Source organism: Gottfriedia luciferensis (genome assembly GCF_001712755.1).
Classification (GTDB): domain Bacteria; phylum Bacillota; class Bacilli; order Bacillales; family Bacillaceae_G; genus Gottfriedia; species Gottfriedia luciferensis_B.
Genome location: NZ_MDKC01000023.1, coordinates 238,240 through 253,010, shown reverse-complemented (window position 1 = coordinate 253,010; position 14,771 = coordinate 238,240). Strand labels below are relative to the sequence as shown.

Sequence of the window (14,771 nt, the reverse complement as noted above, 5' to 3'; positions counted from 1 at the left end):
TTCAAATCATAAAATAAAATCAAATTAGGGGAATGGTATGAGAACTTATAAAGATGGTATGAAAAAAGATTCCTCAAAAGAAAATTGGATTGATGAATTATCGAAATCAAATGATTTTATTAAATTTAAAACTTCAAGTGATCTTCAGAATGATAGTTACTATAGTATTTATTTTTACCGAACATTAATTAGGTCTGAGATCATGCATGATCAAATACTTCCATATTTGTCAAAGAATTATACTCTTGAAGATTTGATGTCTCAACTTCCAGTTCAACAACTTACGATTACTTCAGATAGTTCTAAAATCAAAAGTAAATTGCTAAAAGGTTATATGGTAATTCAGTATGGTGAGAATATAACTGATTGTTTACTTGTTAATATATCGAATAATGTTTCCAGAACGATTGGTCCTCCTATAATGGAAGCTACTACTTTAGGTCCGCAGGTTGGATTTGTAGAAGATTTGGATGTAAACATCAATTTAATTCGAAATAAATTACCAATTTCTGATCTTTATGTCGAGGAATTGGTAGTTGGGAAGCTATCAAAGACGAATGTTGCTGTTATCTATATAAGTGGAATTGCTGATGATGAAAATGTTAATACAGTTACACAGAGGATAAAAGATATCCAATATGATCATATTCCGGACAGTTCATTTATTTCGTCTATGATTGGTGATAACACGCATTCTATTTTTCCACAATCGATTCCAACTGAAAGGCTTGATCGTACAATCGGAGGTTTAACTGAAGGGAAAATCGCCATTGTTGTTGACGGTTCTCCAAATGTTCTTTTGACTCCTGCTTTAATAGATGAGACTTTTATCGCGATGGAAGACTATTATGTCAATTGGGAACTTGCTACATTTTTCCGTTTACTAAGAATATTCGGTTTTGCACTTTCGATATTTATAACGCCTTTTTATGTTGCAGTTTTGACTTATCATTATGAGCTAATTCCACCTCGCTTACTTGAATCATTAGTCATATCTAGAGCATCTGTACCATTTCCTCCAATTTTTGAGGTGTTATTTTTAGAACTTACGATCGAGTTAGTAAAGGAAGCTGGACTACGATTACCATCAAAAATTGGACAAACGCTTGGTATTGTTGGTGGTATTGTAATTGGGCAAGCTGTTGTAGAAGCTAAGCTTACGAGTAATATTCTCTTAATCTTAGTAGGACTTGGTACACTTGCATCCTACACATCTGCAATCTATAAATTTAACAATACAATTCGATTTATAAAGTTTCCAGTCATCATAATGGCTCAGCTAATTGGGCTTTTAGGGATTTTTATGGGCTTTATCTATTTAATGACGCATTTGCTTCGATTAACCTCTTTAGGAAGACCCTATATTGGATCGTATCCGTTTAGGAAAACGGCATTTAATGATTTGTGGATCAGATTACCATTTGCAAAGCAGAAAAAAAGACCTACGAATTTAAGACCAGCTACACTTTTTCGATCAACAAATGATATAAAAAGACCTGGTCCACCGAGTGATTTTGATGAATAAAAAAGGAGAGGTTTATTAATGGCATCGTATAGAAGACAACAAGTTTCACCGTATCTCCTATTTTTTATTATTACAAGCTCACAAATAGGCGTAGGTGTTTTAGGGTTTCAACGACTCATCGCACAAGATGCTGGTTATGATGCATGGATCAGTGTCATAATTGCTGGGTTCTTTGTTAACGCAGTTGTATGGTTTATGTATAAAATGTTAACAAAGGCACAAGGAGATATTATTGATGCGCATAAGCAATTTTTTGGCAATATTATTGGATCAATCTTAAGTTTAGTTATTCTAATCTATTATCTAATTTTAGCAATATCTGTTTTAAGATTATATATTGAAATCGTTCAAGTTTGGATGTTTCCGTCTATATCAACGTGGCTATTATCGAGTATCATTTTATTATTATGCTACTATATTGTATCAGGTGGGTTTCGTGTAGTAGTTGGGATTGCATTTCTATCTGGAATCTTTACGGCATTGCTTTGGGCTTTGCTATTTCATTTGCCACATAAATATATTCATATGGATAATATTTTACCTATTCTTGATCATTCGTTTAAAGATTTGTTATTGTCTGCAAAAAAATCAATCTATACAATGGCGGGATTTGAAATATTACTAATGGTTTTTCCATTTATTCGTAATGGAAATTCTTCTCAAAAGTATGCTCAATGGGGAATCGCTTTTTCAACTTTAGTCTTCACTTTATCGGCTTATACAACTTTTTTACTATTAAGTGAAAAACAAATTGAACATGTAATCTGGGCGAGACTCTATATAGCTAAATTAATTCATTTTCCATTTTTAGAAAGATTTGAATATATACTAATTTCCAGTTTTTTAATAAAGGTTATTTCAATTTTAGCTCTATTATTATGGAGCTCAAGCAGAGGCTTAAAATTAATTTTTAAATGGAAGCAGAAGTATACATTAATATTGATTAGTGTAATTAGTTTTATCGTTTGTCAATTACTTGAAACTCGATATCAAATTAATGTATTTACAGATTATACAAGTAGAATTTCTCTATACATTTTTTATATTTATATACCACTTTTTTCAATCCTATTTATGATAATGAAGTCTGGGAAAGTAAAATGAAAAAATATCTTCTATTTTTTATTATTTGTATTGCATTAACTTTAAATGGCTGTGCACTTGTACCGTCTGCGAATGTTAATGAACTAAATATTATTGAAGCAGCTGGTTTCGACCTTCCAAAACCAGAACAACTGAAAGGGACTGTTGTTTTCCCTGTGTTTCGACCAACTGGACAGATCGAATTTAAAGTGTCTTCTGCAAGTGGAGAAACAATAAAGAAAGTAAGGGAAAGATTAGATAGTCAAATGAGGTATCGGTTAATGGCAGGTCAGATGCGTGTTGTTACATTTAGTCTAGACTTAGCCAAAAAAGGTTTTTTCCCAATTGTTGATACGTTTAATCGGGACCCGGCAGTTGGGAATATCATACAATTAGCTATTGTTGATGGTGAATCAAGTGATTTACTTTCATTACCACAGTATAAAAATGAAAACATAGCTTTATATCTTTACGATATGCTTGTACACAATTCAGAGACTGGACCTTTTCCCTATACTGATTTCTCAACGTTTGTCTATCAATATTTTGAAGTAGGGCAGGATCCGTATTTACCTGTGTTAAAAATAGTGGATGATAAGATTAAATTAAATGGCTTTGCAACTTTCAAAAGAGATAAACTTATAACAATTATTCCTTGGAAATATGCTTTCATTTTTAAAGGGATGAAAGAAAATTATAAACAAGGATTACATCAGTTCAAAATTGATGGAGATTATGTAGCAATTGATAATATAAAATCTAAAAGTAAATATGATATCAAAATCAAAAAAGGAAAACCAGAGTTTACAATTCATATGAAGTTGAATGCCAGAATTCAAGAATATACTGGTGATAAACCAATAGTACTTCCTAAACATATTAAACAAATAAGTAAAGCAATTGAAAGGGATATTGAAAAAGATGCAAAAGAGCTTATTTCACTCCTTCAAAAAAATAATGTTGATCCAATTGGTTTCGGCTCAAAATTAGAAGCACATTACAGGGAATTTGATGAAAAAAAATGGGAGAAACAGTATTCGAGTGCAAAAATTAAAGTAAAGGTTAATTTAGATATACTTCATACAGGAATTGTTGAATAGATCATGTTTCGAATGAATAGAAGAACTATTAAAACGTGAATGGAACTAAAAAAGGACGTCTTAAGGTCATTGTTAGACAGATAGACGTCTTTTTTAATTAAGAACATTGTATAAAAATTGTATACAAACGATTGAGTAAGTATGTTAAAATAATATTACGGAAAAGTTAAGTATAAGATAATTTAATCCATAGATCAGTTTCTTTAATAATTTATAAATAATCATATTTATTTTAAGATAATTCCTGGAGGGGATTATGCTTTTAAAAAATATTTTCATAACCCATACAATCATCATTAGTTTTTTTTATCTAACCTCTTCCATCCTATGGGGAGAAGCAAGACAAAGGTTCGCAGGGAAATCGAAATTTCAAGAATTTTTTATCGGGATTCTATTGAGTTTCTTAACGATTGTATTAATAAATTTTCCGATTATCACGGATCATGGAACAAATATTCAAATTAGAGCTCTTGGAATGGAAATTGCAGCAATCTTTTTTGGGAATATAACTTTAGTGACAATGTTTTTCTTCGATATTATTGCTTTTTATTTTATTAAGGGATTGAATTATGTTTATGTAATTGATTCTCTTTTGCTTTTGATTGTTTTATTTTTGGGATTCTATATGAATTATCAAAAATGGGATGAAAAAAAGAGAATACTTATTTTGACTACAATTATTATTTTGTATAGATGTATCGGTTTTTACTTAATCGATAAATGGATGCTAAAACCGATTGGTGACATTGTATTAGGAAGATTACTTCAAACGATTGGGTTTTGGATTCTAATGTTTGTTCCAGCATTATTCTTAAGTTACTTTATAGCCTATAAAACACGCAATACAGAAGTAAAATTAAAGAAAATGGAAAATATCGCAAATGTTGACAGTCTAACTGGACTATATAACCGTAGATACTTTGAAAAACAACTTTTAAATGGATGTTCAAAATCCTTTGAATCATCAATACCTATGACATTATTAATGATTGACGTAGATCATTTTAAAAAATATAACGATTTATATGGTCACCCAAAAGGTGATGAATGCTTAAGAAAAGTAGCAACTAATTTGCAATTAGAGACGACAAGCGAATCAGGTATTGTTGCACGGTATGGTGGAGAGGAATTCTCAATTTTATTACCGAAATCTGATCTGAATGATGCACTTAAAATAGCTAATCGATTATGTAAAAATATAAAAAAGTTAAAGATTGAACATGAGCAATCAGAGAAAAAACTAGTTACATTAAGTATTGGTGTAGCATCATTGATTGCTGAAACTGAACAAGATTATTTAAAATTAGTAAAGCAAGCTGACCAGGCATTATACAAATCAAAGCATAATGGAAGAGATCAAGTGAGTTACTAAAATATAAAAAACATCTATTAATCACTTCAGAAAAAGGTGATTTAAGATGTTTTTTTATTTATTTTGCTGCTTTATTTTATTAGTGGATCTAAATTAAAGTGGTTCAATGCTTCGTTGACTAAATCAATATCATAAACGTTGTTCTCTAAGAAAAATTTTATGACTAAATCATTTAAATCACTGTCTGATAATGTATAGCCAGCAGAACTTAAGAGTTCGTTCGTTTCAATTTTATCTAGTTCAAGTGCTAATGATAAAGCAATGATTGTATTTTTCTTTGGAAGATAATTAGGAATGGAGCGGATTTTTGAAAAATGTTTTCGGTCAATTCCTGCTTTTTTATAAATTAATGGATCACTGACATTTTTTTGATCAATAAAGTTAAATAGGAGCTCTCTAAATGTTGGTTTCAGTTTATTTTTAATAAATGCTTCAATTTCTATATTTTCTAAAGGCTCAGCAGCAAACATTTCATTTTTACTAAAATGTATTTCTTCTATTTTTACTTCATCTAAATGGTGTTTTACATATTGTTGTAATTCAATCAAAAATTCTTGGTTAAGCATTTTAAATTCCCCATTCCAAAATGTCTCTTTTAAGGCGACCTATCTACAATTTAATTCAGTTACTATTATAACATCAAGAATGAAGGGGCTGATTTAGAATGAACAAGAATAAAACAGAAATTATATTTTTAATTGATAGAAGTGGTTCAATGGCTGGGCTTGAAAGTGATACGATCGGTGGATTTAACGCATTTATGAAAAAACAAAGTAGTTTTGATGGAGAAACGAATGTAACAACAGTTCTTTTTGACGATCAGTATGAAGTCTTATGGGATGGAAAAAATGCACGTGAAGTAAAATTAACAGATAAAGAGTACTTTGTAAGGGGAACTACTGCACTTTTAGATGCGGTAGGTAAAACCATCTTAAATGTAGGCAACAGATTGTCTTTATGTAACAAGATGGAAAGACCTGGTAAAGTGATTTTTGTTATTACTACTGATGGGTTAGAGAATGCGAGTGTTGAATTTACCTATAATAAAGTGAAACAACTTATCCATCTCCAACAAGAAAAGTATAATTGGGAATTTATATTCATGGGAGCAAATATAGATGTAGCAAAAGAAGCCAGCAGCCTAGGAATTTTAGAAGAAAATGCTTATACTTTTGAATCTTCTAATGAAGGTGTTGAAAATATGTATAGTGTAATAAGCGAGGCTGTGTCTGAAAAAAGGATATAATATAAATTCAAATCTAGTAAGTCTTTTTGACTTATTAGATTTTTTTATTGTAAATAAAAATTCTTTAATGATAAATAAGTAGTAAGAATAATAATGTTAGAATAAGGACATAAAACAATTTTAGAGGAGAGATGTACATATGAAACCGCAAAGCTTAGATCATCACGTTAGATATCATCCAGTTTTCCACTTTTTTGGAGCACCATTAGCGTTAATCACAATCATTGGTTCAATCGTTAACCTATGCAGCGCAATAAAGAATAGCGATCATATTTGGTTAGCAGTCTTGATTTTAGTTACTTCGCTTTTATTAGTTGTATCGTTTTTTCTAACAAGACTATATTCCAACAAAGTACAAGACCGTGTCATTCGAATGGAAGAAAATTTTCGCCATTTTACACTAACTGGTAAACCGTTAGATCCTCAATTAACAATGGGGCAAATCATTGCATTACGTTTTGCAAGTGATGAAGAATTTGTAGCGTTAAGTGAAAAAGCGGTAAATGAAGGACTGAGTTCGAAAGAGATTAAACAAAATATTAAAAATTGGCGAGCGGATGAGTATCGCGTTTAATTTTGTGCAGGGGACCTATTTTAGGTCCTTTTTCTTGTTTCGAGGGGAATTAGTCTATAAAGTTCGAGTAACAATACCAGCAAAAAAATTTGTTACCTATTAAATATAATAAATTCCCCTAATGCCGCTAACAATATGGATATAAAATAATCATTGCCTTTAAATACTAAATATGCTGAATAACTCTTAGTCAATTCTCTACTTATAAGCAATGCTTTAAATATTATCAGTCAAATTAATGGCCTCATACAAATATCTCTAAAGGAGCTCTTGCTAAACAAATGACAGAACAGAGAAATAAAATCAGAAAAACAAAAAGAAAGTCTCTTAGAATATTGCTATTGATCGTTCTAATTCTTATCGCATTTATTGGATATAAGGGTATAAGAACATATTATAAATTACAGAATGCTACCCAGGGGAAAGTTCTTCACTCAAGTTTGCGTAAACAAGAAATAAAAGATACTCAACCTTTTTCCATTTTATTTCTTGGAATCGAAAACTACGCAACAAAGGGGAAAGGTGGTAGAACTGATTCCATCATATTAGTAACTGTTAATCCCAAAGATAAAACAATACAAAAAATGAGTATTCCTCGTGATACATACGTGGAAATTCCAGATCAAAAAAGAAAATCTAAAATTAATGGTGCATATAACAGTGGTCTTCAATCAACTGTAAATACAGTAGAAAACTTTTTGCATGTCCCAATCGACTATTATGTTACTGTAGATTTTGGTGGTTTTAAAAATATTGTCGATGAGATTGGTGGAATTGATGTTGATGTTCCATTTGATTTTTGGCAATATTCGGATACTAAACCACGTTATAAAGTTTACTTCAAAAAAGGAATTCAACATCTAAATGGAACAGAAGCTTTAGCCTATGCTCGAATGAGAAAGCGTGATCCACGTGGTGATTTTGGACGTGAAGAACGTCAACAACAAGCTATGCTGGCAATTATCGATAAATTAAAGTCTCCGAAAACATTATTTAAAATAGATAAATATGCAAGTGTATTTAGTGAAAATGTCAAAACAAATATGAGCTTGTCTGAAGGCTTATACTTATTCAATGACATGAAAGAAGCTAATCCTAAAAACATCACGACATTAAAATTGGAAGGAAAAGACGATTATATTAACAGAATTTACTATTATATGCCGGATCAAACTAGCGTAAATGCAATAACAAATAGTTTGAGAAATCATCTTGAGCTTGATAAATTACCAGCTAATTCAATTAAATCAAAATAAGTATGTATCATATATTTTAAAAAAAGAGGTAAATGAGTAAGCATCTCATTTATCTCTTTTAGTTTTTAATTTAATATTCATGTTTAACTAAACAACAATTTACTTGAAAAGAAAATCAGCAATCTACTCTAACAGAGCCCTCAAAGAAAAATCACATTGTTGAAATTGTTTATCTATTGTAATCTATGTAATTTCCTTCGTCAGATTTTGTAATAGTCAGTAACGAATAAAAGGAAGGGCTATATACCGAGTAATATGGGCTATTTACTTTGAAAAGAGTTTGAGAAAAAGCCCGTTTTTTTGCTGTTTGTTCAGTAATTTTAGTTAAACACCTGTAATAAACATGCGATGAAAGGAAATGATTTATCATCTCCCTGTTACTTTTTTGAGAAAAATCTATGTTACGATTAGTAAAAATTAGCAAATAAAGGAACATGGAGGGGAAAAAGAAATGATTAACAAAATTAAAGTTACAACCATTTTAGCAGCTGCTGCACTCTCAGTATCTGTAAGTGCTAATGCGCAAGCTGCTACCGTTGAAGTAAAAAAAGGGGATACTTTGTGGGATCTATCACGTGCGAATAATGCCACCGTTGAAAATACTAAAATGTTAAACGGGATTACTTCAGACTTAATTCATCCTGGTGATAAACTAATCATTGCACCAGAAAAACATTATGAAGTTAAAAAAGGTGATACATTATGGGATATTGCACAAAATCATGATGTAACAGTATCGCAAATTCAAGAATGGAACAATATACATACGGATCTAATTCAACCAGGATTAAACCTAGTAATTTTTGAAGGCGTAAAAAATATAGCTCAATCAAAAATGACAAATATAAATGCAACAAATTCTAAATCTACTTCAACAGTGAAGTCAGTACAAGAATCTCCAAAGATTGCATCGGCATCAAGAGAAGATGCTACTAAAACAAAGGAAATTGTACCAGCAACAAAGGAAAGTGCATCAATAACAAAGCAAAGTGCACCAACAACAAAAGAGAGTGTACCAAAAACCAAAGAAAGTGCACCAGCAGTAAAAGAAAGTGTACCGGTAACAAAATCTGACGCTTCAACAGCAAAAGAAAGCGAATCTAAAACAAAAGATTCAGCTGGATCAAAAGTAATAATAATGGAAGCATCTGCCTATACAGCTTCTTGTAATGGGTGTTCTGGCATTACAGCAACTGGAATTGACTTAAAAAAGAATCCAAATACAAAAGTCATTTCCGTTGATCCAAGTGTCATCCCACTTGGAAGTAAAGTGAATGTAGAAGGTTATGGAGTAGCAATAGCCGGAGATACTGGTGGTGCCATCAAGGGAAATCGAATTGATGTATTTATTCCAAATAAACAAGATGCGATTAATTTTGGAAGAAAACAAGTGAAAGTAACGATCTTAGACTAAACATAAAAAAACACTGAAACGGTACATAGGGTTTCAGTGTTTTTATTATGCTATTTATTAGTAGATGACTACTGGCTCATATGTGCTGAGATTATCATATACGGTTTTCATTAGACTAGGTGGAGTGTTAACGCAGCCACCAGATCCTGCAGTGAGATAGGCATTGCTTGACCAGTTGCTTCTCCAGCTAGCATCGTGGAATCCTTGTCCGCTGTTTGTGAATGGTGCCCAATAATCGACCTTAACTTCATAAGAACCAAGACCGACATGTGAGCCCCTAAGGATCGATGGTGTTCGTTTAAAAAGAATATACCAAACTCCTTTTGAAGTATCTTCACCGGTGATGTGTTTACCAGTAACAACATTCGTTGTGATAACCAATTTGCCATTTTTATAAAGCCAAATACGCTGTTCGGCAATCGAGACTTCAGCATATGTATCGCCAATTCCATTGTTCGTGGTCGTATTATATCCATAACCTTCATTGTTCCAGCCATTTCCGATAATATGAGTAGGAGAGATAGATTTTTTTCCTGTTTCAAAAGCCTGTTGAACTAATGATGATTCTTTTTCAGCATCTAATGCCCAGCCATAGCCTTCTCCTTTAACTGAAATGACAGATCCTGAATGTGTCTTAAATTTAAAATTTTTATTTAATGTAGATTGAGAATTATTTATTTCAGCAATTTTGTTTTTAAGATTACTAGAGTCGATCGTAATTTTCATATCTTTTGACACTGATGCGTTTTGAATTAATTCAGCCGCATTTAAAGAATAAACTTTATCTTGAACCTTATATTGAACTGTACGCCCTAGTAGTTCTTGAAGTTTTTTCTTTTCATTTTTCACAATTTGATTGTCTTCTTTGATTGGTTGTATGTATACAGGTTTTAGACGGATGATACTCGTATATCCTTGTCCATTATAGTCTTTTAATAGACGGTCGATATCATATTGCTCACCGCTAATGCTTTTAGAGACAATAATTTTACCTTGTTTCAATTGAACAGTCGCATCTTTTGGTGCTTTTAAGCTCTTATTAAGAGTGAGGAGCTTATCTTCAATCTGTTTTTTCATTGTGTGAATTTGATCTTCATCTCGCTTACTCGGCATTAAAGAATAATTTTTTTCTTTTGAAGAAGGAAAAAACGTCCGTTGGTCTTTTACTATTTTTTTAATAGCCGGCAGATCATTTTCCGTAAAGCTCATCTTTGTATCTTTTCCATCCAAGATTTTCTGGTCGCCCACATAAACGATGTTTTTAAGTTCACTAGTTTGTAATTTTTTTAGTGCCTCGTTAGTATTCAGACCACCTAAATTTATGCCGTTTACTTTGATTTGAGCATTGAAATGGTTAGCTCGATAGCTGAATACAATGATCAGCGTAATAATAATAATGATGCCAATCAAAATAAAATGCCAGGGCAAGGACCGTTTAAATGATCTTCCCCGTTGAATATTATTTCCTTTAACATTTAAAGTACTTTCCAAAACAATTCCTCCCATAACCAAGTAGTCCATCTATCAATGTTTACTGAAATTTAGATTAGAATATTACAATTATATTACATTATTTACTTATATGTGACTATTCTACAATTTTCTTCGGTCGAACTTTGTCACAATTTGTTTAGTGGTAAAAATTTTTATCTATTTATTTTAGCTTATTTTGAAAATACAAAAATACAAATAGGAACTAAACATAATTTAAGATCTTTAAAATGTAAGTAATATAGATTCACAATTGGATTTCTAATAATATTTTTATAAATAAACAGGAAATCTTTGGAATTTTTTGAATGTTTATAATTGTACCACAAAAGAAGGGGAGAGGTATTATGAAAAAAATGAAACGTATTGGTAGCAAATTGTTGTTAAGTTCCGCACTTGCTATGCAAGTTTTTGTGCTACCAGCATATGCGACGTCTACGGAAACTACATCAGTAGTCAGGACTATCCCGCAAATTGATAGTCTAGTCGATAAATTATCAAAAAGTTTAAATACGATTGGTATGCATGCAGGAATTGCAGTTTATAACACTAGAACTGGTGAAATATTGGATGAGTACGACGCGGACAAAACATTTGTTCCTGCATCTAACTTAAAACTGTTTGTTGCAGCAGCGGCGTTAGATAAACTTAAGCCAGATTACCGTTTTAAAACGGAAGTATACACTACAGGTCAAATTAACAAACAAGGAGTGCTGCATGGCGACGTAATTGTCAAAGGATATGGTGATCCGTCATTGTCAGAAGAAGATATGCGAAATATGGCAAAAGAACTGTCAAAAAAGGGCATTACATCTATTCGCGGAGATCTATTAGTAGATGATAGTTACTATGACGACGTTCGACTTGGAGCAGGATGGATGTGGGACGATGAATCATATGGATATAATGCTCAAATCAGTGCATTAGCTGTGCATGAAAATATGATAAGTCTGTCTATTACTCCAGATGATTCCATAGGGGAAACACCTTCATTAGAGATGAATCCTATTAATAAATATGTAACCGTTCAAAACAATGCAAAAATTGTTGAAGGGAGCAATAACAAAATTGTTATTGATAGACCTCGTGGGACGAATACTATTGTGATTAGTGGTACGATTGGTAAACAATCATCGGCCTATACTGAAGATGTAGCGATAGACGACCCTGCACTTTTTGCGGGCAATGTTTGGAAAAATGCTTTGAGTACAGAAGGAATTGACATAACAAAGACAAAAGTGAAAATAGAAAAGACCAAAATCACAACAGGTACTCCAATTCTTGTACATAATTCTCAACCACTTAGTGAATTGATTGTTCAGTTAAATAAGCAAAGTGACAATTTCTATGCGGAAATGCTTTTGAAAGAAATAGGCGTAGTTGTTAAAAATGAAGGAAGCTTTACTGCAGGAGCAGACGTTATTGAGGAATTTCTCAAAAAGGAAGAAATCGATACAAACTATAGGCAGGTTGATGGATCAGGTTTATCGCGTATGGATTTAATTTCACCAAAGCAAATGGCACAATTATTAAAATATGTGTCTCAACAAGAATATAAGGACGTATTTGAACAGTCATTACCAATTGCAGGTGTTGATGGAACGCTTAAATCAAGAATGATCGGAACGAGTGCTGAAAAAAATGTACATGCTAAAACTGGTTCTATGACAGGAGTCAATAGTTTATCTGGTTATGTAACCGATCAGAATGGGGATAAGCTTGCATTTTCAATTTTGTTAAATGGCGTACGTACTTCAACGTCAGCCACGGCATTTCAGGATGCGGTTGCAGTTCTGCTGAGTCAGTATCCAAATCAAACAGGTGAAGGAGTACAATCAATTGCTGATACCTTTTTACTTTCTACGCTTATAGATCCCATATTGGATCAAGAAAATTTAAAAGGTGTAACGACTGGAATAATTGTTGGTTCACTTGACCGTAAGAGTGGAGAAGAAGTGCTGTATCAACGAGAAGCAGATGATCTACTTACGCCTGCTTCGAATATGAAACTTTTGACAGGAGCTACTGGACTAAGAGAACTTGGTCCAGACTATTCGTTTAAAACAGAACTATATCTTAATGCACCTCCAAATAAACACGGAAAAGTAGACGGGGATGTCATTATTAAAGGATATGGTGATCCAACACTGCAGTCAGAAGATCCATCTGGCCAACAAAACGGTACAAAGGTTGCAAAACTAGTTGAGGATTTAAAGAAAAAGGGTATTACTCAAATCACTGGTAATATTTTAATTGACGACAGTCAGTATGACTTCCAGCGTTTAGGAACTGGATGGGCATGGGATGATGAAACATATGGATATAATGCCCAATTAAGTGCCCTATCAATAAATAGGAGTTCGGTACTAGTAAACTATCAACCTAGTGAAGTTGGGAAACCTGTAACCTTTCATTTAGAACCTAAAACCGAGTATATACAAATTATAAATGAATCTAAAACAGTATCAGCTGATTCAAGCAATACATTTATAATTGAAAAGGAACGAGGTAAGAACATTATTTACTTAAAAGGTGACCTACCAATTGGCGCTCACCCTAATAATGAACAGATAGCTGTAGAAGAGCCTTCATTGTATGCAGGTACGATCATAAAAGAAGAAATGGAAAAAGCAGGCATTAAACTTAGTAAGCGAGCTGAGGTAAAGACTGGTCTAGTGACAGATGGAAACGAGAAAATATCACAATTATCATCTCCTCCGCTAAGTGATATTCTTGGCTATATGACTAAAAATAGTGATAATTTCTATGCAGAGATGCTTCTTAAGCGACTTGGAGCGGATAAGAAAGGGGAAGGAAGCTCTTCTGCAGGTGCCCAAGTTGTTAAAGATAGTTTACTAAAGTTCGGTATTGATCCGACATATAGAATGGTAGATGGATCTGGTTTAAGTAGGTATGATATGCTTTCTGCCCGTCAAATCGGATCTGTACTTGTAGGTATGAGTAAAGAACCTTATTTTGATGTATATTATCAATCACTCCCGATTGCTGGTGTTGATGGTACATTGAAAAACCGAATGGTACAAACACTTGCTGAAAATAATATACATGCTAAAACTGGTACTCTGACTGGTGTAAGTGGATTGTCTGGCTATGTGACTACTAAGGATGGAGAGCATCTGTATTTTGCTATACTGATGAACGGTTATACGTCATCTTCAAGCATTCTTACTGAAGCACAAAATAAAATTGGAGTTGCATTAGCTGGAGTTTCATTTAAATAAGAGCAAATCTATACTTATAAGCTAATCAATAAGGGGCGTTCTATAAGTCAGGCTAACTGATACATGGGCGTCTCCCTTTTTATTTTATAAGGCTCTAGGGCTCTAGGACACATTCTTATTCAACTAAAGTATGCATGTGCGGCCGAGAATAGGGCGTTTCATATAAACTGAATACTGATGTAGGTGGTGAATGTAAAATGAAAAATTCTAAACTTAGAATTTAATTGCATTTTATTTGCAACTCAGACTCTATTATCACGACCTTTTTTTAAACTTGCAGCATTGTAATTCGAAATAAGAACATCATACAAAGTCTACCTTTAGCAGGTCGGTATAAAAAATATACTTTATTTATTAAGAGCGCACGTAATCCTAATAATAATTTTCTATCTTCTTATGAAAAATTAAAAAAGTATATAATCGTTAAATTGATGATAATGTAAGAATTTATTAGTGTAATTGAAGTCT

The 14,771-nt window shown here is 32.4% G+C and carries 11 protein-coding genes; 9 read left to right on the top strand and 2 right to left on the bottom strand.

The genetic code is table 11. From position 1 onward, the window contains the following. The first annotated feature begins 37 nt into the window (after window positions 1-37). The 4 genes from BED47_RS14445 to BED47_RS14430 all read left to right on the top strand — a co-directional run bounded on the left by BED47_RS14445 (window position 38) and on the right by BED47_RS14430 (window position 5,080). The gene (locus tag BED47_RS14445) at window positions 38-1,525 is read left to right on the top strand and encodes a spore germination protein (RefSeq protein WP_084006925.1); all 1,488 of its coding nucleotides are present in this window, start codon (window positions 38-40) and stop codon (window positions 1,523-1,525) included. A gap of 18 nt (window positions 1,526-1,543) precedes the next feature. Continuing rightward, window positions 1,544-2,629, top strand: a complete 1,086-nt coding sequence (locus BED47_RS14440; RefSeq protein ID WP_069034240.1) for a GerAB/ArcD/ProY family transporter — start codon at window positions 1,544-1,546, stop codon at window positions 2,627-2,629. After that, on the top strand, window positions 2,626-3,708 hold the full coding sequence (locus BED47_RS14435; RefSeq protein ID WP_069034239.1) for a Ger(x)C family spore germination protein: 1,083 nt from the start codon (window positions 2,626-2,628) through the stop codon (window positions 3,706-3,708). The genes BED47_RS14440 and BED47_RS14435 overlap by 4 nt, the downstream gene beginning before the upstream one ends. A gap of 256 nt (window positions 3,709-3,964) precedes the next feature. Further along, the gene (locus BED47_RS14430) at window positions 3,965-5,080 is read left to right on the top strand and encodes a GGDEF domain-containing protein (RefSeq protein ID WP_069034238.1); all 1,116 of its coding nucleotides are present in this window, start codon (window positions 3,965-3,967) and stop codon (window positions 5,078-5,080) included. Window positions 5,081-5,151: 71 nt separating this feature from the next. Here BED47_RS14430 and BED47_RS14425 read toward each other — a convergent pair whose 3' ends face one another. Then, window positions 5,152-5,646 (bottom strand): hypothetical protein, encoded by a 495-nt coding sequence (locus tag BED47_RS14425; protein WP_069034237.1) that lies wholly within the window; start codon window positions 5,644-5,646, stop codon window positions 5,152-5,154. Window positions 5,647-5,744: 98 nt separating this feature from the next. On the opposite strand from BED47_RS14425, the gene BED47_RS14420 reads away from it, so the two are divergent. The 4 genes from BED47_RS14420 to BED47_RS14405 all read left to right on the top strand — a co-directional run bounded on the left by BED47_RS14420 (window position 5,745) and on the right by BED47_RS14405 (window position 9,570). After that, a complete protein-coding gene (locus tag BED47_RS14420) occupies window positions 5,745-6,326 on the top strand; it encodes a vWA domain-containing protein (RefSeq protein ID WP_069034236.1) in 582 nt (193 codons plus the stop codon). 139 nt (window positions 6,327-6,465) lie between these two features. After that, window positions 6,466-6,900 carry a DUF6526 family protein gene (locus BED47_RS14415; protein ID WP_069034235.1) on the top strand — a complete coding sequence of 145 codons (435 nt, stop codon included), beginning with the start codon at window positions 6,466-6,468 and terminating at the stop codon, window positions 6,898-6,900. A 281-nt stretch (window positions 6,901-7,181) separates the two neighbouring features. Continuing rightward, window positions 7,182-8,156, top strand: a complete 975-nt coding sequence (locus BED47_RS14410; RefSeq protein ID WP_069034234.1) for an LCP family protein — start codon at window positions 7,182-7,184, stop codon at window positions 8,154-8,156. 451 nt (window positions 8,157-8,607) lie between these two features. Beyond that, complete coding sequence (locus tag BED47_RS14405; protein ID WP_069034233.1) at window positions 8,608-9,570, top strand: LysM peptidoglycan-binding and 3D domain-containing protein; 963 nt, start codon at window positions 8,608-8,610, stop codon at window positions 9,568-9,570. 57 nt (window positions 9,571-9,627) lie between these two features. On the opposite strand, the gene BED47_RS14400 is transcribed toward BED47_RS14405, so the two are convergent. Further along, window positions 9,628-11,076 (bottom strand): L,D-transpeptidase family protein, encoded by a 1,449-nt coding sequence (locus BED47_RS14400; protein ID WP_069034232.1) that lies wholly within the window; start codon window positions 11,074-11,076, stop codon window positions 9,628-9,630. 332 nt (window positions 11,077-11,408) lie between these two features. On the opposite strand from BED47_RS14400, the gene dacB reads away from it, so the two are divergent. Then, entirely contained in the window at window positions 11,409-14,303 is a 2,895-nt protein-coding gene (gene dacB, locus BED47_RS14395) for a D-alanyl-D-alanine carboxypeptidase/D-alanyl-D-alanine endopeptidase (protein ID WP_069034231.1), read from the top strand. Window positions 14,304-14,771: the final 468 nt, after the last annotated feature.

Excerpts from the sequence above, each read along its gene's own strand:
- BED47_RS14410 (WP_069034234.1), top strand. The coding sequence starts at position 7,182 with ATGACAGAACAGAGAAATAAAATCAGAAAAACAAAAAGAAAGTCTCTT.
- BED47_RS14430 (WP_069034238.1), top strand. The coding sequence starts at position 3,965 with ATGCTTTTAAAAAATATTTTCATAACCCATACAATCATCATTAGTTTT.
- BED47_RS14400 (WP_069034232.1), bottom strand. The coding sequence starts at position 11,076 with ATGGGAGGAATTGTTTTGGAAAGTACTTTAAATGTTAAAGGAAATAAT.
- BED47_RS14435 (WP_069034239.1), top strand. The coding sequence starts at position 2,626 with ATGAAAAAATATCTTCTATTTTTTATTATTTGTATTGCATTAACTTTA.
- BED47_RS14425 (WP_069034237.1), bottom strand. The coding sequence starts at position 5,646 with ATGCTTAACCAAGAATTTTTGATTGAATTACAACAATATGTAAAACAC.
- BED47_RS14440 (WP_069034240.1), top strand. The coding sequence starts at position 1,544 with ATGGCATCGTATAGAAGACAACAAGTTTCACCGTATCTCCTATTTTTT.
- BED47_RS14415 (WP_069034235.1), top strand. The coding sequence starts at position 6,466 with ATGAAACCGCAAAGCTTAGATCATCACGTTAGATATCATCCAGTTTTC.
- BED47_RS14420 (WP_069034236.1), top strand. The coding sequence starts at position 5,745 with ATGAACAAGAATAAAACAGAAATTATATTTTTAATTGATAGAAGTGGT.
- dacB (WP_069034231.1), top strand. The coding sequence starts at position 11,409 with ATGAAAAAAATGAAACGTATTGGTAGCAAATTGTTGTTAAGTTCCGCA.
- BED47_RS14445 (WP_084006925.1), top strand. The coding sequence starts at position 38 with ATGAGAACTTATAAAGATGGTATGAAAAAAGATTCCTCAAAAGAAAAT.
- BED47_RS14405 (WP_069034233.1), top strand. The coding sequence starts at position 8,608 with ATGATTAACAAAATTAAAGTTACAACCATTTTAGCAGCTGCTGCACTC.